Source organism: Labrys wisconsinensis (assembly GCF_030814995.1).
GTDB classification, from domain to species: Bacteria; Pseudomonadota; Alphaproteobacteria; order Rhizobiales; family Labraceae; genus Labrys; species Labrys wisconsinensis.
This window is the reverse complement of the sequence record NZ_JAUSVX010000010.1, coordinates 275,089-294,995: the sequence shown is the minus strand read 5'-3', so window position 1 is coordinate 294,995 and position 19,907 is coordinate 275,089. Positions and strand designations below refer to the sequence as shown.

The window sequence follows — 19,907 nt, the reverse complement described above, 5'->3', positions numbered from 1 at the left end:
AGGATGCATGTCGGACCCCGATGAAAGAGTGCCCAACGGCCGGCCCAGCCGCGTGACCTCCGTGCTGGTCGGCGTGGCGGTCCTGGCGATCCTGGCGGGAACGGTGGCCGCCGCCGTCATGGCGCAGGGCCAGCCGCCGCCGGCCGCGGCCGCGCCGTCGGCGCCGACGCCGGTCGAGACCGCGCTCGCCGAGCGTCGCGACGTGCCGCATCTCGTCGAGGTGGTCGGCACCGTCCAGCCCCTGCAGAGCGTCATGCTGCGCACCCGCGTCGACGGCGTCCTGACGCAGGTGCTCTTCGAGGAGGGCGACCACGTCCAGGCCGGCCAGCTCATCGCCACCATCGACGACCGCGCCTACCGGGCGGCCCTCGCCGCGGCCGAGGCGCAGCTGTCGCGCGACCGGGCGCAGCTGCGCCTGGCCGAGCTCGACCTCGAGCGCAGCCGCACGCTCCTGGAGCGCAAGGTGGCGGCGCAGCAGGCCGTCGACCAGCGCCTGGCCGAGCTCGACCAGGCCAAGGCGCTGGTGGCGCTGGACGAGGCCAATGTCGAGGCGGCCCGGACCAATCTCTCCTTCACGCAGATCCAGTCGCCGATCGCCGGCCGCGCCGGCATCCGCCTCATCGATCCCGGCAATCTCGCCCGCCAGGGCGATGCCGCCGGCATCGTCTCGGTGACGCAGCTCGACCCGATCTCCGTGGTCTTCCCGGTGCCGCAGCAGCTCCTCGACGGCCTGCGCGACCAGGCCCGGCAGCCCGGCGGCACCATGGCTGACGTGGTCGACCGCGCCACCGGCGCGGTGCTGGCGCGCGGGCCGATCACCGCCTTCGACAACCAGCTCGACAGCGCCACCGGGACGGCGCGGGTGCGCGCCGTGCTGGCCAATGCCGACGAGCGGCTGACGCCCGGCGCCTTCGTCTCGGTCCGCGTCCGCGCCGGCGCCTCGCCGGCGGCGGTGACGGTCCCCAAGGTGGCGGTGCGTCCGGGCCTGGAAGGCAGCTTCGTCTACCGGGTGCGGGACGGGGCGGCCGAGCGGGTGCCGGTCCGGCTCGGCTACGCCGACGACGAGACGGCCGTGGTCGCCGAGGGCCTCGCGCCCGGCGACGAGATCGTCATCGACGGCCATTCCCGCCTGAGACAGGGCGCGCGCGTCGCCGCGACGGCCCGTCCCGCGCCGGCGGCGGCCGAGACCGCCGCGCTCCCGGGGGCGCCGCGATCGTGAACGAGACCACGGAGGATTCCCGCCGCTCCGGCCTCTCGGCCTGGTTCATCCGCCGGCCGGTGGCGTCGGTGCTGGCCGCCGCCGCCCTCAGCCTGCTCGGCGTCGCCGCCTTCCCCAACCTCTCGGTGGCGCCGCTGCCCGAGATCGACTTCCCGACCATCCAAGTCACCGCGCTCCTGCCCGGCGCCAGCCCGGAGACCATGGCCTCGGCCGTGGCGACGCCGCTCGAGACCGCCTTCGCCGTCATCCCGGGCATCACCGAGATGACCTCGACCAGCGCGCTCGGCCAGAGCCAGGTCGCCATCCAGTTCACGCTGGAGCGCGACATCGACGCGGCGGCGCAGGAGGTCCAGGCGGCGATCAACAGCGTCTCCGGCCGGCTGCCGGGCGACATGCCGAACCTGCCGACCTGGCGCAAGGTCAACCCGACGGACAGCCCGGTCATGGTGCTGAGCGTCACCTCCGACGCCATGCCGATCACCACGCTGAGCGACCTCATCGAGACGCGGCTGGCGCGCCGGCTCGGCCAGATCGACGGGGTGGCGCAGATCTTCATCGCCGGCCAGCAGAAGCCGGCCGTGCGCATCCGCTACGAGCCCGACCGGCTGGCCGGCTACGGCCTCGCCACCGCCGACCTGCGCGCCGCCGTGCAGGGCGCCAACGTCAACCAGGCCAAGGGCGCGGTGTTCGGCCGCGACTCCGTCGCGACGCTGCAGACCAACGACCAGCTGTTCACGCCGCAGGATTACGAGAACGTGGTGGTGAGCTGGCGCAACGGCGCGCCGGTCAAGGTCGGCGACGTCGCGCGCGTGGTGATCGGCGCCGAGGATGCCTATGCCGCCGCCTTCCCGCGCGGCGAGATGGGGCTCGGCGTCATCATCCTGCGCCAGCCCGGCGCCAACATCGTGCGCATCGCCGACGCGATCCAGGCGGCGCTGCCCGCGCTCACCGCGGAGCTGCCGCCCGACGTCAGCGTGCGGGTGATGAACGACCGCACACGCACCATCCGCGCCTCGCTGCACGAGGTGGAGCTGACCCTCATCGTCACCCTGGTGCTGGTCGTGGCCGTCATGGGCATCTTCCTGCGCCAGGTGGCGGCGACGGCGATCGTCGCCGTGGTGCTCGGCGTCGCCGTGGTCGCGACCTTCGCGGCGATGTATCTCGCCGGCTTCACCCTCAACAACCTCACCCTTGTCGCCCTGATCATCGCCATCGGCTTCATCGTCGACGATGCCATCGTGGTGGTGGAGAACATCCACCGCCATATGGAGGCCGGCGCCGGCGCCGTGGAGGCGGCGCTGCAGGGCGCGCGCGAGATCGGCTTCACCGTGGTCTCGATCACGCTGTCGCTGATCGCCGCCTTCATCCCGCTGCTGTTCATGGGCGGCATCATCGGGCGGCTGTTCCGCGAATTCTCGCTGACGGTGACGATGGCGCTGCTGATCTCGCTGGTGGTGGCGCTGACCCTGGCGCCGGCGCTGTGCGCCCGCTTCATGCCGCCGACGGCGCAGGCGCACGCCGCCGGCCGTCGAGGCATGGTCGACCGCCTGATCGACGCCTATGCCGCCGGCCTGCGCTGGACGCTGCGCCACCGCCGCATCGGGCTCCTCGCCTTCTTCCTGACGGTCGGCGCCACCGGGGTCGGCTATGCGCTGATCCCCAAGGGTTTCTTCCCCTTGCAGGACACGGCCTTCGTCATCGGCACCACCATCGCCAGCGAGGACGTCTCCTACGAGGCCATGCGCGAGAAGCACCTGGCGCTGGCAGAGATCGTGCGCCGGGACCCGGCCGTGCTCGACTTCAACCTCGCCATCGGCCGCACCGGCGGCAGCCAGTCGCTGGCCAATGGCCGCCTCTGGGTGGTGTTGAAGGACCGCGGCGACCGCGACGTCTCGGCCGAAGGCTTCATCGGCCGCATCCGGCCGCAGCTGGCTGTCGTGCCGGGGCTGACGGTGCAGCTGCGCTCGGCGCAGGACATCAATCTCGGCGTCGGCGGCGGCGCGGCCCAGTACAGCTATGTCGTGAGCTCGGCCGACCAGGCGGCCCTGGCGCTGTGGACGGAGCGGCTGACCCGGGCCATGGCCGCCTCGCCGCTGCTGCGCGACGTCCGCCACGACATGCAGCTCGGCGCGCGCACCCAGTCGATCACCATCGACCGGGCCGCGGCGGCGCGGCTCGGCGTCAGCGTCGCCGATATCGACGGGGCGCTCTACGACGCGTTCGGGCAGCGCCAGATCGGCGAGTTCCAGACGCAGGTCAACCAGTACCGCATCGTGCTCGAGGCCGATCCCGCCCGCTATGCCCGCATCGCCAGCCTCGACACGCTGTTCCTGCGCGGGCCGGGCGGCATGGTGCCGCTTTCGGCCGTGGCCAGGGTCGAGCCGCAGACGGCCGGGCCGCTGATCATCACCCGCAGCGGCCAGGCACCGGCGGCGACGATCTCGTTCAACCTGCCGGTGGGCGTGGCACTCGGCGACGCGGTGACGGCGATCGAGACGCTGAAGGCTTCCATCGGCCTGCCCGCCGGGGTGACCGGCCGCACCCAGGGGACGGCGCAGGCCTTCCAGGCTTCGCTGGCGAGCCAGCCATGGCTGGTGCTGGCCGCGCTGATCGCGGTCTACCTCATCCTCGGCGTGCTCTACGAGAGCTATTCGACGCCGCTGACCATCCTCTCGACGCTGCCCTCGGCCGGGCTCGGCGCGCTGGGGCTGCTCTGGCTCTGGCGCCTCGACTTCTCCGTCATGGCGCTGATCGGCGTGATCCTCCTGATCGGCATCGTCAAGAAGAACGGCATCCTGATGGTCGACTTCGCCCTCGCGGCACAGCGCAGCCGCGGCCTCGGCGCCGAGGAGGCGATCTACGAGGCGGCGCTCGCCCGCTTCCGGCCGATCCTCATGACCACCATCGCCGCGCTGCTGGCGGCGGTGCCGCTGATGCTGTCCTTCGGCACCGGCGCCGAGCTGCGCCAGCCGCTCGGGGTCGCCGTGGTCGGCGGGCTGGTGGTCAGCCAGGTCCTGACGCTGTTCACGACCCCGGTGGTCTATGTGGCGCTCGACCGGCTGTTCGGCCGGCGCGCGCCTCCGGCGGCGGTGCCGGCGGCGCCGCGGGCGGTGAAGGCGGAGGCGGCCTGAGCGGCGGCTGGCCTCACTTGTCGAATTTCCGGATCGCCTCCGGCGTGACCGGCGTGAAGAAATTGACGAGGTTTCCGTCGGGATCGCGGAACAGCAGCGAGCGGTTGCCCCAGGGCATGGTCGTCGGCGCCTGGACCAGGGCGTCGCCGATCACCTCCGCCAGCCGCCGGTATTCGGCATCGACGTCGTCCACGCGAAACTCGATGATGGCGGTGTGGTTGTCGGCGGGGCGGGCGATGTCGCTGCCGAACAGCGCCAGGGTGCGCGTGCTGCCGATCGCCAGAGTGCAGGCCGGCGTCGCCAGCTCGCCGAAATCCTCGGTGAACATCGTCACCGCGATGCCGGTGACCTGCTCGTAGAAGCGCACGAGGCGCCGGATGTCGTCGGTGATGATGCGGATCGAGACGAAGTTCATGCCGTCCTCCCTTCGGGCTGCTGGGACGGCCGGTTCGTAGCCGAGCCCCGCTGACAGCGTCATGGCAGCAGCCTCGGCCTCGGCAGGTCCTTGCGTAGGGGGCGGCGGGGGCGGGCGGCGCAGCTCAGCCCGGCGCGGGCGCGTCTCCGGCCAGCACGTCGGTGATCGCCTGGTCGAGGATGGCGAGGCCGCGGTCGAGCTCGGCCCGGCTCACGGTCAGCGGCGGGGCGATGCGCCAGATCGCCGCCATCGCCCCGACCGAGACGATGTTCATCGACAGGCCCAGCTCCATGCAGCGGCGGGTGATGGCGCGTCCGGTCTCGGCGTCGGGCGCGCGGGTCTCGCGGTCCTTCACCAGCTCGACGCCCTGCAGCAGCCCGAAGCCGCGGACGTCGCCGATGATCTCGTGGCGCTCCTGCAGCCAGCGCAGCCCGGCGCTCAGCACCTCGCCCATCTCGAGCGCGCGGGCGTTGAGGTTCTCCTCGGCCAGCACGTCCAGCACCGCCAGCCCGACATGGGCGGGCAGGGGGTCGGAGACGTGCGAGGTCACGTGGACGAAGCCCTTGGCATGGCAGTTGGCGTCCATCTCGTCGGAGATCACGGCGGCCGCGAGCGGCAGGCCGCCGCCCAGCGTCTTCGACAGGGTCAGGACGTCAGGCTCGACACCGAAATGCTGGAAGGCGAAGTCGCAGCCCAGGCGGCCGAAGGCAGTCTGCGCCTCGTCGAAGATCAGCAGCATGCCGCGCTTCTCGCACTGCTGCTTGACCTCGCGCCAATAGCCGTCTGGCGGCACGATGATGCCGCCGGAGCTTTCGATCGGCTCGGCGATCAGGGCCGCCGGCGCGCCGGTGGACTGGGCGTCGACCATCTCGAAGCCGACCGTGAGGCAGGTGCCGTCGCAGGCGTTCCGGCAATGGCGCACCGGGCAGTGATAGGCGTTGGGCGCCGGCAGGATGAGGGACCCCGGCATCATCGGGCCGTAGCCCTTGCGGCCGGCGACATAGTTTACCGACTGGGCGCCCGAGGTCATGCCATGCCAGGCGCCGGTGAAGCCCACGACCTCGAACCCGCCGGTGTGCATCTTGGCGAGCTTGAGCGCGGCTTCGTTCGCCTCGGCACCGGTCGACAGGAACAGCGAGCGCGAGAGGTGAGGCGGCAGCATGCGCGCCAGCCGCTGCGACAGCGCCACCACAGACGGGCTCAGCATGCCGCTGAACAGGTGCAGCGCGCCCTCGCAGGCTTCGCGGATCGCCTGGACGATGCGCGGATGATTGTGGCCGAGGGTCGCGCACATCTGGCCCGAGGTGAAATCCAGGATCTCGCGCCCCTCGCTGTCCCACAGGAGCGTGCCGCGCGCCTTGGCGATCAGGCGCGGCGCGAACGGCATGCCGTAGTGGATGAGATGCTGGTCCCACGGCTCGTTGCTGGCATGCGGCATCGACATCGGCCTTGTTTCCTTTGCTCGGCGTGCCCTACGGTAGCGCGAGTGGAAGATCCGGCGATTTCTTTTTCATCGTGATTTCGAGGGAAAAACGGGGTAGGGATGCCCCGATGAAGAAATTTTGATGGCTTAAGATGACTGCTGACTTTCAGAATGGAAAGTCACCTGGGACTATCGAGCTCGATGCCCTCGACAAGCGCATCCTGCGGATCCTGCAGCGCGACAGCCTGATCGCGAACCAGGCCTTGGCCGACGAGATCGGCCTGTCGCCGCCGGCCTGCCTGAAGCGCGTGCGCCGGCTGCGCGCAGCGGGCATTATCGAACGGACGGTGGCGCTGCTGTCGCCGGCGGCGCTGGGCTACCCCCTGCTGACCGTGGTCCGGATCAAGCTGGAGCGGCCGACCGAGGAGGCCATGCGGGCGCTGGAGGCGCGCATGGCGGCCCTGCCGCGCGTGGTCCAGTGCCTGACGGTCGCCGGCGACATCGACTACATCCTGCTGGTGCGCAGCCGGGACGTCGCCCACTACCAGGACTTCGCACGCCGGGTGCTGGCGGCCGCGCCCGGCATCCGGTCCTACACCAGCGAGGTCGTCCTGGCGGTCACCAAGGCCACGACGGAGATCCCGATCGACACGGCCTGAAAACAGCGCGCTCGGTGAGGCGACGGACGCCCTGAGATCGAGTCGGCGAATAAAGGAATCGAAGTGGCCCGGAGAACCCCTCTCCCGACTGGGAGAGGGGCAGGGGTGAGGGACTAGACTTTACCAGAATGGGTGAAGCATTTTACGTGCCGTTGCTTCAGCCGATACCTCTTTGGTGACGCGTTTAGACCCTCACCCCTGCCCCTCTCCCGGTCGGGAGAGGGGTTGCGCGCGTCTCATCTGAAGCACTTATTCCCCAACGAACCCTAAGCCCTGCCGCCGCGCACCAGGCCCGGCAGCGCGTCGCCCGCGCGCAGGGCGGCGATGACGCTTGCCAGGGACGCCGCGGCGCCCGCCGGGCTCGGCACGCCGGCGAGATGCGGGGTCAGCGTCACCCTGGAATCCCGCCAGATCCAATGGTCCGGCGCGGGCGGCTCCGGCGTGAAGACGTCGAGCCAGGCATGGGCGAGCGGACCCTCGACAAGAGCGCGGCACAGGTCCGTCTCGGGCAGATGCGAGCCACGGCCGATATTGACGAGGTGGGCGCCGGGCGCGAGGCGCTGCAGCAGGCGCGTGCCGAGGACGCCCTTGAGCTCCGGCGTCGCCGGCAGCACGTTGACGAGGAGGTCGGCGCCCTCGGCACAGGCCGCGAGCCCATCCGGCCCGGCGAAGGCGGCAATCCCGGGCAAGGTGCGCGGTTGGCGCGACCAGGCGCGCACGGCAAAGCCGAGATCGCGCAGGCCGGTGGCGATCCGCTCGCCGATGAAGCCGAGGCCGAGCACCGCCACCGCGAGGTCGCGGCGGTCCAGCCGCCCATCGGGCAGGATCCAGGCGCGGCGCGCGCGAGCCTCGGCCAGGACGGGAAGGTCGATGAGCCGGGCGAAGGCGGCGGCGAGGACATAGTCGAGCATGCGCTGCGCCTGCCCCTCGTCGAGGAGGCGCGCCACCGGCAGGTGCGGCGGCAGGCGCGGATCGCCGAGGAGCTGCTCGACGCCGGCGCCGAAGCAGAACACCGCCCGGAGGTCCGTCGGCAATCGCTCGATCTCCGGCGGCAGCGCGAAGGCGACCAGGATATCGGCCTCGGGCACGCCGTCCTGCGGCCAGACCGCGGCCGTGACCGCGGGATCGAGGCGGTGGAGCTCGGCCAGGAAGGCAGGCTCGGCGGCCAGCGGCTCGGCGATCAGGAGACGCATGCTCTCGCAACGATTTGAATATAAGGACATTATTCCTCAAATCGAAATTCGATCCACACGATCGTCCGCACTGAATCGGATGAGGGGATGATCAAGACGCCCTATGTTGCCTTGCCATCGAGCCTAGGCAAGCCATAGTCGCCCTCGTAAGGCGCAGGGCTCCGAGGGGATGGCATGAGCTTCGACATGAGTTTTGACGGAGAACGAGATGTCGGGAGCCCGTTGCGGTGGCGTCGGGGGGATCTTATCCAGGAGACCTATCTCCTGGCCTTTTGGCAGAAGCACTATGGCTTGCATCAGTTGATCTGCCGTCTCAATGGGATAAGCGATGCAATACAAGCCACAGAAATACCTCTGCACGAAGAGGATTTGTCCAATCTCTTGGAAGCGATCAAGTCCGGTCAGATGGTCTATGACCAAAAGATGATGAGCTTGAACGTATACACGCCTGAAATGGATATCGCCGCCATCGAATTTGCCATGAACTGGCTGGAGCACGGGCCGGGAGGCGGCGCGGATCGCTGGGCCTTTTACAGGGCAGCGTAACCGACGCCGGCATCGCCATGGTGCTGCGGGTCGTGGTCAAGCCGGCCACGCCCTCCTGCCATTGCCTGCGCGATGCTTGCCACAACGCCGAGCCCGGGTGATCCGGTGCTCTCAAGGATGAGGTTTTCTGAAGCTGGGATCGAAATTGGGATTTGCCTTGTATTCGTCCGTGATCTCGCCCCGCTCATCCACTTTCCAGGCCCCTCTGATGGCCTGTGGAGGCACCGCCTCGGTGTTGTTGTAGCCGCCTCCGATTTCGTAGATCCAGCCGCCGGGGTTTGCCTTTGCTTCCGCCTTGGCGGCCTCGCTCGTCGGGCGCTGGGCTTGAGCGCTCCGCCGGGCATCGACGGTTTTGCCTGGCCTCGGTCCGAACAGCTTGGAAAACATATCCCGTCCTCACGCCTCATGAGAGATTAGCCGGCAACGAATACCGGCGCAGCTGCTTCAGCTCGAGCCGCGGCCGAGGGCGGCACCCTGACCAGGCGGCGCAGCGCCCGGCATTCCATCTCGGCGATGCCGTCGAACTGGGCAGCGGTGCCCTGCATCACGTCCTGCGTGGCCAGCCGCAGGGGGCGGCCGTCGGCCTGCACCATCAGCTGGATACGGCAGATGGCGCATGCGACCCTCATCGACTCGCGTGAAGCATCCGCAGCTCGGCAATGCAATCGTCGGCGCGCCGGAGCCGCCGACAAAGCTCGCGGTTGATATTCTGCATCACCATCACGTACGCGTGGATGTCGGCCTTGTAATACGCGTAGAGTTTTCCGGCCGTGAGCTCGTACAGCACGGTCGGGCTCTCCGCGACGACTGTGGCCGATCGGTTCTGCATCTCGATGAGCGTCATTTCGCCAAAGAAATCACCCGGCTTGAGACCGGCTATGGGAATTGCGCGCCCCGAATCCCCGCCCTTGCTCACCACCAGCTCGCCGGAGTGAACAATGAACATCGAGCGCCCGGGCTCTCCTTCCGCAACGACTATGGCCCCGACGTCGAAGCGGCACTCGACCAGCATCGAGACCAGGAGATCGAGGCTTGCGTATGAGAGGCCACCGAAGAAGGGTGTGGCGAGCAAAAACGCTTTCAGATCGGCCGAGCTGCCTGCCATCGAGGCATTATACCCCCGCTCCCGGCGGCGGCAAGCCGGCCAAGCCCGACGGGGACCGGCGCGATCACTGCGCCGAAGAGGCCGTGGGGCTGGCGGCCTCTTCTTCACCCCTGGCATGTCTTCAACTGGCCGGGCGCGGAATGGCGGGTTTGGACGAGCGGCGAGACGAAGCAGACGTTCATTGCCGACGGCTGGCCTGTTCCTCTCGACTGTGAGAACGCACTTGCGATGGCGCAAAAATCAATGTGGAATGCGAAAACGCCCGGAACGGTTCAGGTTTTGAGAGATGGCGCAAGAGCGCTCTTTGACGGGGCGCCCCCAGAGTGAATAGCGCGGGTTTCATCGCTCTCGATAACGGCTGTCGCGGAGCGGCTGCGGGGTTGCTCCTGATGGTCGCCGTCGTTTATTTGCGCGATCGTCCCGAGGTGATCGCGGCGCGTATCAGCGCCTCGCTGGCCGGTGCGGGCGCCGCCTCTGCCATCGTCGGGGCGCCGGGCTTCCCAGCGGAATGGCATTGGTGGAGCCTGCCTCTGATTGCGCTATCGGCGAGTGGACCGATCGCTTTCTGGCTCTGGGCTCGAGTGGCTTTCGACGACGATTTTGTCTTCCGGCCCTGGTATGCCGGCATATGGGGCGCTCTGGTCGGCCTGACGCTCGCTGCTTCCTGCGGGGTTGTCACGGGCGCCGCAGCTTCGGTGCTCGACCGGGGCCTGACGTTCTCCGATCTGGGCCTCGCGGTGCTCGCGGTGGCTCGGACGTTCGCCACCTGGCGAATGGATCTGGTCGCCCGGCGTCGCCGGCTGCGCGTTGCCGTGCTGATCGGGACGCTGGCCTATATTGCGATGAACGCGGCCGCGAATCTCTCCTCCGTCGCCATCCCGGCATGGCCCTCCTTGGTCCGAAACCTCGCCGACGCGCTCGGTCTTTGCCTGTTGGCGGCCCTCGCCAGTTGGGACTTGTTCCGCGCGGCTACAATCGGTCCGGCACTCACCCCCGCGCTGGCCGGCATGGCCGCCGACCGACGTTCGTCTGCTCCAGTCAAGGACGATGATCGCCCGGCGATCGAACCGGCACTGCTCAATCGTCTGGAGAGGCTGATGACGGCCGAGCGCGCCTATCGCCGCGAGGGCCTGACCATCGGCTCTCTCGCCGCGCTGATGAGCCTGCCGGAATATCGGCTGCGGCAGGTCATCAACGAGGGGCTCGGCCACCGCAATTTCAACGCCTTTCTCAACCGCTATCGGATCGACGAGGCCAAGACGGCTCTCGCCGATGCCGGCCAAAAGGATGTGCCGGTCCTGACGATCGCCATGGACGCCGGCTTCCAGTCGCTCGGGCCGTTCAACCGCGCCTTCAAGGCAGACACCGGCCTGACGCCGACCGAGTTTCGTCGTCTCGCTCTCGCCAAGGCGCTGTCTAAACCGCTGAGCGAAGTGCGGAATTTTGAAATCGGCGAGCCGCGTTGAGAAATCGGCGAGCCGTCTTCCAGGATTCGGCGAGAATACGCGACCACTGCTCAGCATAGTCTCTGCGAGATCGGAGACACCCATGGACATGCAAGTCAAAAGACGTTTCGTTCTGAGCGTGGCGTTGAGCTTATGCGCTCTGCTGGCGGTCGCTGACCGCGGGTCTGCGGGCGCGCAAGATCCGGACCAGTCAGCGTGGCCGACCCGGGAATGGCCGACGTCCACGCCGGAACAGCAAGGCATGGATTCGGCGGCGCTCGCCAAGCTCGTCGCCTTTGGAGAAAGCCACGGCTTTGACAGTCTCCTCGTCGAGCGTCATGGGCGAATTGTCCTGGACGCCTACTATGCTCCCTACACGGCGGACATTCCGCATCAGATTCATTCGTGCACCAAAGCCATTATCAGCACTCTGGTCGGAATGACCTACAGGGACGGCCAGCTCGACCGCCTCGATCACCCGGTGTTGGACTTTTTCGCCGGCGGCAACATCGCAAATGTCGACGACAGAAAGAAAGCCGTCACGGTTCAGAACCTTTTGGACATGACCTCCGGGTTCGATTGGGACCAGGGATTTGAGGGCGGCAAGGAGCAAACTCTTGTCGACCAGTACCGAAGTTCCAATTGGACCCAATTCACTCTCGATCGCCCTATGGCGCACGCGCCGGGAGAGGTTTTCAATTACATTGACGGCAATCCGAATCTAATTTCCGCAATCATCACCAAACTCACGGGAAAGCTTGCTGAAGACTATGCTAGGGAAAAGCTTTTTGGCCCGCTAGGCATTACCAATTGGCACTGGGACCGCGATCCCCAAGGTCTCACGATGGGGGCATGGTCGCTGACCTTGCTGCCACGCGACATGGCGAAGATCGGCTATTTATATTTGCATCACGGTGAATGGGAGGGAAAGCAACTTCTTCCGGCGGGTTGGGCGGATGTCCTGGACCACGCGACAGTGAGCATGCACGCGTCATTCGATCCCGATCTGCACTACTCAAATTTTTTCTGGGTTTTTCCCAAGGAACACGTTTTCATGGCGAATGGCTGGCACGGCCAGAATATAGCGGTATTTCCCGATCTGGATATCGTAGCCGTCGTGACGGCCCACAAGTATGTTGCGCAATCCGCCCTGATCGAAGGTGTCGATGCGGCGGTCAAGTCGGGGGCGGCGCTCCCGCAGAACCGGAATGCCACCGAGACGCTTGCCGATGCGATCAAGGATGTTGCGGTCGAAACATCGACAGCCGTTGGCCCAACGTCGGAGATGGCTTCCATCATCTCGGGAAAGGCCTACAAATTTCCTGACGGCGACCTCGGACTGGGCCTTGGATTGGGCCTGCGATTGCAGTCGCTCACCCTGTTTCTGACCGATCCTCGTCCGCATATGGAGGTCCAACTGTATTCGGACCATCCGACCATTTTTTCGGGCTCGTACGACACGCCGATCGGACTTGACGGGCTTTATCGCAAAGGCACGCCGGCGATCTCCGGTTACGACCCGGGTCACGTGCCGGCCGCCAAGGGAGCGTGGTTGAACGGGCACACATTCGTCATCGACGCGCAAGATCTGGGATATGGCGGCCAGCGCAAATACATCCTGTCGTTCAGCGGCAAGAAGCTCAATCTTCATCTTATCTTGGAGCATGGCCAGGACGTATCGGTCGATGGCGAACAGGATGATTAACCAGGCGACAAGCCCAGCGCATGATTGCTGCTCGAATTTGGAGCAAAGCACCGTTTCCATCCAAACGCGCTTTGCTCCAGCACGTGATCGCTTCAAGTTGAATCGATTGCTCTCTCTATCTCTTTGTTTTGGCGCATTGTCTTGACGCGAACCGAGGGCCGGTTCGCTGGAAGATGCTCTGGCATGAACCTTCGCTCCGCCCTGCCGAGTCTAAGGAACGCATCGAGGGGCGGCGAGGCGAGCTTCAGATCGAGGCGCGCCTCAAGATCCTCCAGCCTGACATAGTGGCTCGTGCGAATGAGCGCGCCATCGAGCGCGGGACAGATCACCAGCGGGAGGGGGGGCTTTCTAGGTCCAGGCCGCGGGCGGCGCTCCGACCAGGCGGCGCAGTGCCGCCCATTCCAGCTCGGCGGCGCCGTCGGGGTCGGCGGCGTATTGGGCCGCGGTGCGCCGCATCACGTCCGGCGTGGGCAGGCGCAGGGGCCGGCCGCCGGAAAGCGCCATCACCTGCATCCGGCAGGACTGCTCCAGATTGTACATCAGCGAGAACGCTTCCCCGACCGAGCGGCCGACGGTGAGCAGGCCGTGGTTGCGCAGGATCATGGCGCTGCAGTCGCCGAGGTCGGCGACCAGCCGGGACTGTTCATCGCGGTCGAGGGCGATGCCTTCGAAATCATGATAGGCGAGCCGGCCGTAGAACAGCAGCGCCGTCTGGTTGAGCGGCAGCAGGCCATCCTCCTGGCAGCTCACCGCCACGCCGGCGGCGGTGTGGGTGTGGATGACGCAGGCCGCGTCCGGCCGCGCCGCGTGGATGGCGGTGTGGATGACGATGCCGGCGGTGTTGAGCGGCACTTGCTGGCCCCGCACCTGGCTGCCGCTATGGTCGATCACGGCGAGGCTCTCCGGCGTCACCTCGCGGAACAGGTCGCCGTAGCGGTTGATCAGGAGCTTGTCCGGCTCGTCCGGCAGGCGCGCGGAGAGATGGGTGTGGATCACGTCGTCCATGCCGAAATGGGCGATCAGCCGATAGGCGGCGGCAAGATCCGCCCGCAGCGCGATTTCGCTCGGTGACACGTCGTCTCCTTTGCCTCGGTCTTCCCCCGGCCCCGGCGCGCGGCAGGCCGCGGCCGATGCCGGGAGGGTAATTGCGACCAAGGCGGTATACAAGTATGCCGCCGCCGGAAATTTCCACAGCCGGCTGTGGTGAGGCAGAACGGGGGCTGCCAACGGGCCGACCGCAAGGATCTGGTCGATCCGTGAGCAGGAATTGCCGATTTTCCAGGCGTAGCGGTCGAATCCGCGCCGTCGCCGGCCCGAGCGGCGCGATCGCCGGCGCTGCCCGAAAAGATCGTTTGACAGCGTTGCACATTCGATCTGAGTATACCGGTATGCCGTTAGATCTCGCCCCAGCCAGCCTGGCCAGCACCGAGCGCCGCGACACCATCGCCGAGCGCGCCTATGACCGTATCCGCGAGGCGATCGTCACCACGGCGATCAGGCCGGGCACCCGCGTCTCCGAATCGGAGGTGGCCGAGACCTTCTCGGTCAGCCGCACGCCGGTGCGCGAGGCGTTCAAGCGCCTGCAGGACGAGGGGCTGATCGAGATCGCGCCGCAGGGCGGCACACGGGTGTCGCGCGTCAGCTTCGGCAAGGTGAAGCAGGCGGTGTTCGTGCGCGCCGCGGTGGAGAGCACGGTGGTGCGTCGGGCCGGGGCGACGCCGACGCTGGCGCAGATCGAGGAGCTGGACGCCTGCCTCAGGCGCCAGAAGCAGGCCGTCGGCGCCGGCGATCTCCTGACGATGCACCGGGAGGACATGGAGTTCCACCGCCAGCTGATGGCGGCCTACGGCCATCCCGTCGCCTGGACCGCCTGCCAGTTCATCACCGCCGACATGGCCCGCATCGAGTTCCTCGTCGGCCTGGAGAAGCCGCACCTCGCCGCCGTGATGCGCGAGCACCAGGCGGTGCTGCGCCATGTCCGGGCCAACGACCGGGAGGCGGCCGCCGACGCGCTGCAGGCGCATATCCGCAACCTCGAGTTCGACCAGTCGGTGATGGCCGACAAGAGCGCCGCCTATTTCGACATGAGCTGACACCGCCCGCCCCAGGACAGACCGCAAAAACGCGGCGTCTTCCATCCAGAAGGATCAGAGCCATGACCAACGACACTTCGTTCCAGCAGGATGCGCTGCTCGTCGCGGCGGACAACCTCCAGGCGGGCCGGATCGACCGGCGCGCCTTCCTGACGGCGCTCGGCGCGCTCGGCCTCGTCGCCGCGGTGCGGCCCGGCACCGCCCGCGCCGACGTGGGCGAGATCGTGCTGTGCAACTGGGGCGGGGCGGCCGTGGACGCCTTCCAGAAGGCCTTCGGCGCCCCGTTCGAGGCCAAGACCGGCATCAAGCTGTCGATCGACGGCTCCGGCCCGGCCATCGGCGCGGTGCGCGCCATGGTGCAGGCCAACAAGGTGATCTGGGACGTCACCGACAGCGGCGTCGGCGACAGCATGACGCTGGGCAAGGGCGGCTTCCTCGAGCCGATCGACTACACGATCGTCGACAAGTCCAAGGTCGGGCCGGACTTCGCCGTCGAGTTCGGCGTCGCCAACTACGTCTATTCGAATATTCTCGCCTACGACACCTCGCGCATGAAGAACGGCCTGCCGACGCGCTGGGCCGACTTCTTCGACTTCGACAAGTTCCCGGGCAAGCGCACCATGTGCAAATGGATCCAGGGCCAGCTCGAAGGCGTGCTGCTCGCCGATGGCGTCGCGCCCGACAAGATGTATCCGCTCGACGTCGACCGGGCCTTCAAGAAGCTGAAGCCCCATCTCGACGACATCATCTTCTGGGAGTCCGGCGCCCAGAGCCAGCAGCTGTTCCGCGACGGCGAGGTGGTGATGGGCAATATCTGGCACACCCGCGCCAATCTCCTGAAGAAGGAGAGCAGCGGCAAGTTCGACTGGACCTGGAACGAGAACCTGCTGTTCGCCAGCGCCTGGTGCGTGCCCAAGGGCAACCCGGCCGGCAAGAAGGTGTTCGACTTCATCAATGCGACGCTCGATCCGGAGCCGCAGATCGCGCTGCTGCGGGCCATGGGCAACGGGCCGACCAACCCCAAGGCGCTGGCGCTGATGACGCCCGAGGACAAGGCGGTCTATGCCCTCGCCCCCGACAACGCCAGGTCGCACCTGCCGATCAGCGCCGCCTACTACACCGACACCGAGGCGGAGCTGCAGAACAAGTTCCTCGACCTGATCTCCTCGCACTGAGCACTCGGGCAGGGCAGGGGCGATGACCGCGTTCCAGCGCTGGGCGTTCGGGCTGACGGTGCCCGCATGCCTGATCGTGACGGCGCTCTACCTCGTGCCGCTCGGCACGGTGCTGGCGATCAGCGTCGAGGAGCCGGTGCCGGGCCTCGGCAACTATGCCGGGCTGCTCGACAGCCCGGCCGTGGCGCGGGTGCTGGCGACCACGCTGCAAGTGACGCTGCTCACCTGCGCCCTGACGCTGGTCGCGAGCTATGTCGTCGCCTTCGCCCTGGTGCACATGAGCGGGCGGCTGCGCCAGGCCGCCCTGCTCATGGTGCTGGTGCCGTTCTGGATCTCGGTGCTGGTGCGCGCCTTCGCCTGGATGACCATCCTGCGGCGCCAGGGCGTGATCAACTCGACCCTCGCCGCGCTCGGCCTGATCACCGACCCGCTCGAGCTCGCCAACAACCGCATCGGCGTGGTGATCGGCATGGTGCACTACATGATGCCCTTCGCCATCCTGCTGCTCTATGCCAACCTCGCCGGCATCGACCGGCGCATCATGCAGGCGGCGCGCTCGCTCGGCGCCCGGCCGGGGACGGTGCTGCTCCGGCTGTGGCTGCCGCTCAGCCTGCCCGGCATCGCGGTCGCCGCCATCTTCGTCTTCGTGTTCTCGCTCGGCTTCCTGATCACGCCGGCCCTGCTCGGCGGCGGGCGCACGGTGATGATCGCCGAATACATCTCGGTGCAGATCACCAACACGCTGCGCTGGGGCGTGGCGACCAGCCTCGCCACCCTGCTGCTTGTCGTGGTCGGGGCGGCGATCTTCCTGGCGATGCGCAGCCCGGCCCTGCGCGCCGCCTTCGAGGGGCAGGTCCGGCAATGAGGTCCCGCCCCGTCCTCGTGCTCGGCAAGGCCGGCGCCTGGCTGCTGCTCGCCTTCCTCTTCGTGCCGGTGCTGGTGGTCGTGCCGGTGGCGCTCACCGACCAGGACTACCTGTCGCTGCCGCAGCACGGCATCTCCTTCAGCCATTTCGCGGCCCTGCTCGTGCCCGGCAACGGCTGGCTCGCCAGCATCGGCACGAGTCTTGCCATCGCCGCGGTGGCGAGCCTGGTGGCGACCGCCGCCGGCGCCGCCTACGCCATGGGCGTGTGGACCATGAAGGGCTGGTGGCCCTCGCTCACCCGCCTCGTCCTGCTCGCGCCGATGATCGTGCCGCCGATCGTCTATGCCGTCGGCATCTTCCGGCTCTGGGCGAGGCTGGACCTGCTCGACACGCCGACCGGCGTGGTGCTCGTGCACGTCGTCCTCTGCCTACCGTTCACGGTGCTGGCCGTCGGCGCCTCGCTCTCCAATCTCGACCCGGCGATCGTGCGGGCCGCGCGCAGCCTCGGCGCCCGACCGCCGACCGTCTTCCGGCGCATCGTGCTGCCGAACATCCGGCTCGGCGTCGCCGCCGCGGCGCTGTTCGCCTTCGTCACCTCCTGGGACGAGATCACCGTGACGCTGTTCATCACCAGCCGCCACGTGGTGACGCTGCCGCGCCGGATCTGGACCAGCATCACCGATTCCGTCGACCCCGCGCTCGCCGCCATCGCCAGCGTGCTGCTCCTCGCCACCGTGCTGGCGCTCGCCCTGCGCCTCGTCCGGCGCGGGCAGCCGGCCTGACGCATCCCATCATCCCCAAGGAGAACCCCGATGTCCCACACCCCCGCGATGAGCGAGCACGAATATCGCGAGAACACCTTCTTCAAGATCTTCGGCTCGGTGCCGGCGCCGGGCTTCGCCGACCCGGGCGAGCAGGCCGAGGTCTGGGGCCGCGCCTGGGGCTGCACCAGCGACGTCGGGCGCCTGCGCGCCGTGCTGATGCACCGGCCGGGCGAGGAGCTCTCGGTGGTGGAGAACCGGCCGATGCCGGAGATCGGCGGCTTCGGCGATCCGGAGAAGGGCTGGTACTGGATCGGCAAGACCATGCCGGACCTTCCCGCCATGCAGAAGGCGCACGACACCCTGGCGGCGACGCTGAAGGCCGAGGGCGTCGCGGTGATCTATGTCGACAAGGCCGCGCCGGGCCGGATGAAGCAGGTGTTCACCCGCGACAGCGTCATCAGCGTCAAGGGCGGCGCCATCGTCACGCGCATGGCCCGCAAGGTGCGGCGCGGCGAGGAGCTGCCGGTGACCCAGGCCCTGGCCAAGGCGGGCTGCCCGATCCTGGCGACGCTGCACGGCGAGTCGGTGTTCGAGGGCGGCGGCTTTGCCATGATCGACGCCAGGACGGCGGTCTGCTCGGTCAGCGTCGCCTGCAACCCCGAGGGCGTGCGGCAGCTCGAGGCGGTGCTGGCGACGCTCGGCGTCGAGCTGATCAAGGTGCCGATGCCGGGCTACCGCATCCATATCGACGGCAGCTTCATGATGGTCGACGTCGACACCGCCATCGTCAACGTCAACGAGCTGCCCTACGTCTTCCTGGAGACGCTGAAGCAGCGCGGCATGAAGCTGATCGAGCTGCCGCCCGACGACAATGCCTTCTCCGTCAACTGCCTGGCCGTGGCGCCGGGGCGGGTGATCGTCCACGACACGATGGGCGCGCGCCTCGCCGACGTGCTCGACAAGAACGGCATCACCGTGATCCCGATCGACTACGGCGCGGTGGAGCTCGGCGGCGGCGGCATCCATTGCTCGACGGCGCCGCTCGCCCGCGATCCCCTCTGAGCCCGATCCCGAGCCCATGAGCTTTCTCGGCATAAGCGGCCTCGCCAAGTCCTACGGCACCGTCACGGCGCTCGGCGGCATCGACCTTGCGGTCGAGAAGGGCGAGTTCGTGACGCTGCTCGGGCCCTCGGGCTCGGGCAAGACGACGCTGCTGATGGCGATCGGCGGCTTCGTGCTCGCCGATCGCGGCGTGATCAGCCTCATGAGCCGGGACATCACCCGGCTCGACCCGGAGGACCGCGACCTCGGCCTGGTGTTCCAGGGCTATGCGCTGTTCCCGCACATGAGCGTGGCCGAGAATATCGCCTTCCCGCTGGAGATCCGGCGCTGGCCGCGCCCGCGCATCGCGGCGCGGGTCGAGGAGATGCTGGCGCTGGTCGGCCTGGCGGCGCTCGCCGGGCGCCGGCCGCGCGAGCTCTCCGGCGGCCAGCAGCAGCGTGTGGCGCTGGCCCGGGCGCTGTCCTTCGGGCCGGAGCTGCTGCTCCTCGACGAGCCGCTCTCGGCGCTCGACCGCACCTTGCGCGAGAGCATGCAGCGCGAGCTGAAGCGCCTGCACCGGGAGACCGGGGTGACCTTCGTCTACGTCACCCACGACCAGGAGGAGGCGATCTCGATGTCGGATCGCATCGCCGTGTTCCGGCAGGGGCGGATCGAGCAGATCGGCACGCCGCGGCAGATGTACGGCCGGCCGGCGACGCGCTTCGTCGCCGAGTTCCTCGGCATCAACAACCTGTTCGAGGGCCGGGTGGAGGCCGGGCCCGGCGGCCGCGCCATCCGCACCTTCGCCGGCCTGCTGCCGATCGGCCGGGCGAGCGACGGCACGCCGCTCGTCGCCGGCGCGCCGGCGACGCTGTGGGTCAGGCCCGAGCATGCGAGCCTGGCGCCCGTGCCCGAGGCCGTGGCAGTCAGCGCCGTGATCCGCGACGTCGCCTTCCTCGGGGCGCATGACCGGCTGGTGCTGCAGCCGGACGGCGGGCCCGAGCTGATCGTGCAGTTCCCGGCCGGCGAGGCGGAGCGCTTCCAGCCCGGCGCTCGCCTCACCGTGCACCTGCCGCTCGCCGCCTTCGGCGTGCTGCCGTCCGCCTGACCAGATTGTCGTTCCGCCAC

At 68.2% G+C, this 19,907-nt stretch carries 19 protein-coding genes; 12 read left to right on the top strand and 7 right to left on the bottom strand.

The window, feature by feature from the left end:
• Positions 1–7: 7 nt before the first annotated feature.
• Positions 8–1,219, top strand: coding sequence for an efflux RND transporter periplasmic adaptor subunit (locus QO011_RS25065; RefSeq protein WP_307278088.1), 1,212 nt, complete (start codon positions 8–10; stop codon positions 1,217–1,219).
• Positions 1,216–4,350, top strand: a complete 3,135-nt coding sequence (locus QO011_RS25060) for an efflux RND transporter permease subunit (RefSeq protein WP_307278085.1) — start codon at positions 1,216–1,218, stop codon at positions 4,348–4,350. The genes QO011_RS25065 and QO011_RS25060 overlap by 4 nt, the downstream gene beginning before the upstream one ends.
• 13 nt (positions 4,351–4,363) lie before the next feature.
• Here QO011_RS25060 and QO011_RS25055 read toward each other — a convergent pair whose 3' ends face one another.
• Together QO011_RS25055 and QO011_RS25050 are read right to left on the bottom strand one after the other, a co-directional pair.
• Entirely contained in the window at positions 4,364–4,765 is a 402-nt protein-coding gene (locus QO011_RS25055) for a VOC family protein (RefSeq protein ID WP_307278081.1), read from the bottom strand.
• Between the two features lie 124 nt (positions 4,766–4,889).
• Positions 4,890–6,209, bottom strand: coding sequence for an aspartate aminotransferase family protein (locus tag QO011_RS25050; protein ID WP_307278078.1), 1,320 nt, complete (start codon positions 6,207–6,209; stop codon positions 4,890–4,892).
• A gap of 131 nt (positions 6,210–6,340) precedes the next feature.
• On the opposite strand from QO011_RS25050, the gene QO011_RS25045 reads away from it, so the two are divergent.
• Entirely contained in the window at positions 6,341–6,847 is a 507-nt protein-coding gene (locus QO011_RS25045) for an Lrp/AsnC family transcriptional regulator (RefSeq protein ID WP_307278075.1), read from the top strand.
• Positions 6,848–7,113: 266 nt separating this feature from the next.
• On the opposite strand, the gene QO011_RS25040 is transcribed toward QO011_RS25045, so the two are convergent.
• A complete protein-coding gene (locus tag QO011_RS25040; RefSeq protein WP_307278072.1) occupies positions 7,114–8,040 on the bottom strand; it encodes an NAD(P)-dependent oxidoreductase in 927 nt (308 codons plus the stop codon).
• Between the two features lie 174 nt (positions 8,041–8,214).
• Here QO011_RS25040 and QO011_RS25035 point away from each other — a divergent pair, with 174 nt between their 5' ends.
• Positions 8,215–8,586 (top strand): hypothetical protein, encoded by a 372-nt coding sequence (locus QO011_RS25035; RefSeq protein ID WP_307278070.1) that lies wholly within the window; start codon positions 8,215–8,217, stop codon positions 8,584–8,586.
• Between the two features lie 111 nt (positions 8,587–8,697).
• Here QO011_RS25035 and QO011_RS25030 read toward each other — a convergent pair whose 3' ends face one another.
• From QO011_RS25030 to QO011_RS25020, 3 genes are read right to left on the bottom strand one after another with little or no spacing between them, the layout of a single operon-like run.
• On the bottom strand, positions 8,698–8,973 hold the full coding sequence (locus tag QO011_RS25030; RefSeq protein ID WP_307278068.1) for a hypothetical protein: 276 nt from the start codon (positions 8,971–8,973) through the stop codon (positions 8,698–8,700).
• Positions 8,974–8,999: 26 nt separating this feature from the next.
• Positions 9,000–9,215, bottom strand: a complete 216-nt coding sequence (locus QO011_RS25025; protein WP_307278065.1) for a hypothetical protein — start codon at positions 9,213–9,215, stop codon at positions 9,000–9,002.
• Positions 9,212–9,691, bottom strand: coding sequence for a Crp/Fnr family transcriptional regulator (locus QO011_RS25020; RefSeq protein ID WP_307278063.1), 480 nt, complete (start codon positions 9,689–9,691; stop codon positions 9,212–9,214). The genes QO011_RS25025 and QO011_RS25020 overlap by 4 nt, the downstream gene beginning before the upstream one ends.
• Positions 9,692–10,080: 389 nt before the next feature.
• Between QO011_RS25020 and QO011_RS25015 the strand changes: the two genes are divergently transcribed.
• Both QO011_RS25015 and QO011_RS25010 read left to right on the top strand, forming a co-directional pair.
• A complete protein-coding gene (locus QO011_RS25015; protein ID WP_307278061.1) occupies positions 10,081–11,157 on the top strand; it encodes a helix-turn-helix domain-containing protein in 1,077 nt (358 codons plus the stop codon).
• An 82-nt stretch (positions 11,158–11,239) separates the two neighbouring features.
• A complete protein-coding gene (locus QO011_RS25010; RefSeq protein ID WP_307278057.1) occupies positions 11,240–12,841 on the top strand; it encodes a serine hydrolase domain-containing protein in 1,602 nt (533 codons plus the stop codon).
• A gap of 348 nt (positions 12,842–13,189) precedes the next feature.
• On the opposite strand, the gene QO011_RS25005 is transcribed toward QO011_RS25010, so the two are convergent.
• Positions 13,190–13,915, bottom strand: a complete 726-nt coding sequence (locus QO011_RS25005) for a class II aldolase/adducin family protein (protein WP_307278054.1) — start codon at positions 13,913–13,915, stop codon at positions 13,190–13,192.
• Positions 13,916–14,229: 314 nt separating this feature from the next.
• Between QO011_RS25005 and QO011_RS25000 the strand changes: the two genes are divergently transcribed.
• From QO011_RS25000 to QO011_RS24975, 6 genes are all read left to right on the top strand, one after another.
• A complete protein-coding gene (locus QO011_RS25000) occupies positions 14,230–14,934 on the top strand; it encodes a GntR family transcriptional regulator (RefSeq protein ID WP_307278051.1) in 705 nt (234 codons plus the stop codon).
• A gap of 62 nt (positions 14,935–14,996) precedes the next feature.
• Positions 14,997–16,109, top strand: a complete 1,113-nt coding sequence (locus QO011_RS24995; protein ID WP_307278048.1) for an ABC transporter substrate-binding protein — start codon at positions 14,997–14,999, stop codon at positions 16,107–16,109.
• 22 nt (positions 16,110–16,131) lie between these two features.
• On the top strand, positions 16,132–16,974 hold the full coding sequence (locus tag QO011_RS24990) for an ABC transporter permease (RefSeq protein WP_307278045.1): 843 nt from the start codon (positions 16,132–16,134) through the stop codon (positions 16,972–16,974).
• Complete coding sequence (locus tag QO011_RS24985) at positions 16,971–17,756, top strand: ABC transporter permease (RefSeq protein WP_307278043.1); 786 nt, start codon at positions 16,971–16,973, stop codon at positions 17,754–17,756. The genes QO011_RS24990 and QO011_RS24985 overlap by 4 nt, the downstream gene beginning before the upstream one ends.
• Before the next feature lie 30 nt (positions 17,757–17,786).
• A complete protein-coding gene (locus QO011_RS24980; RefSeq protein ID WP_307278042.1) occupies positions 17,787–18,800 on the top strand; it encodes a dimethylarginine dimethylaminohydrolase family protein in 1,014 nt (337 codons plus the stop codon).
• Between the two features lie 16 nt (positions 18,801–18,816).
• Positions 18,817–19,887, top strand: a complete 1,071-nt coding sequence (locus tag QO011_RS24975; protein ID WP_307278038.1) for an ABC transporter ATP-binding protein — start codon at positions 18,817–18,819, stop codon at positions 19,885–19,887.
• Positions 19,888–19,907 lie beyond the last annotated feature (20 nt).

Bases quoted from the DNA above. Each gene is read 5' to 3' on its own strand.
- QO011_RS25065 (WP_307278088.1), top strand. From the start codon at position 8: ATGTCGGACCCCGATGAAAGAGTGCCCAACGGCCGGCCCAGCCGCGTG.
- QO011_RS25055 (WP_307278081.1), bottom strand. From the start codon at position 4,765: ATGAACTTCGTCTCGATCCGCATCATCACCGACGACATCCGGCGCCTC.
- QO011_RS25050 (WP_307278078.1), bottom strand. From the start codon at position 6,209: ATGTCGATGCCGCATGCCAGCAACGAGCCGTGGGACCAGCATCTCATC.
- QO011_RS25045 (WP_307278075.1), top strand. From the start codon at position 6,341: ATGACTGCTGACTTTCAGAATGGAAAGTCACCTGGGACTATCGAGCTC.
- QO011_RS25040 (WP_307278072.1), bottom strand. From the start codon at position 8,040: ATGCGTCTCCTGATCGCCGAGCCGCTGGCCGCCGAGCCTGCCTTCCTG.
- QO011_RS25035 (WP_307278070.1), top strand. From the start codon at position 8,215: ATGAGCTTCGACATGAGTTTTGACGGAGAACGAGATGTCGGGAGCCCG.
- QO011_RS25030 (WP_307278068.1), bottom strand. From the start codon at position 8,973: ATGTTTTCCAAGCTGTTCGGACCGAGGCCAGGCAAAACCGTCGATGCC.
- QO011_RS25025 (WP_307278065.1), bottom strand. From the start codon at position 9,215: ATGAGGGTCGCATGCGCCATCTGCCGTATCCAGCTGATGGTGCAGGCC.
- QO011_RS25020 (WP_307278063.1), bottom strand. From the start codon at position 9,691: ATGGCAGGCAGCTCGGCCGATCTGAAAGCGTTTTTGCTCGCCACACCC.
- QO011_RS25015 (WP_307278061.1), top strand. From the start codon at position 10,081: ATGGTCGCCGTCGTTTATTTGCGCGATCGTCCCGAGGTGATCGCGGCG.
- QO011_RS25010 (WP_307278057.1), top strand. From the start codon at position 11,240: ATGGACATGCAAGTCAAAAGACGTTTCGTTCTGAGCGTGGCGTTGAGC.
- QO011_RS25000 (WP_307278051.1), top strand. From the start codon at position 14,230: ATGCCGTTAGATCTCGCCCCAGCCAGCCTGGCCAGCACCGAGCGCCGC.
- QO011_RS24995 (WP_307278048.1), top strand. From the start codon at position 14,997: ATGACCAACGACACTTCGTTCCAGCAGGATGCGCTGCTCGTCGCGGCG.
- QO011_RS24990 (WP_307278045.1), top strand. From the start codon at position 16,132: ATGACCGCGTTCCAGCGCTGGGCGTTCGGGCTGACGGTGCCCGCATGC.
- QO011_RS24985 (WP_307278043.1), top strand. From the start codon at position 16,971: ATGAGGTCCCGCCCCGTCCTCGTGCTCGGCAAGGCCGGCGCCTGGCTG.
- QO011_RS24980 (WP_307278042.1), top strand. From the start codon at position 17,787: ATGTCCCACACCCCCGCGATGAGCGAGCACGAATATCGCGAGAACACC.
- QO011_RS24975 (WP_307278038.1), top strand. From the start codon at position 18,817: ATGAGCTTTCTCGGCATAAGCGGCCTCGCCAAGTCCTACGGCACCGTC.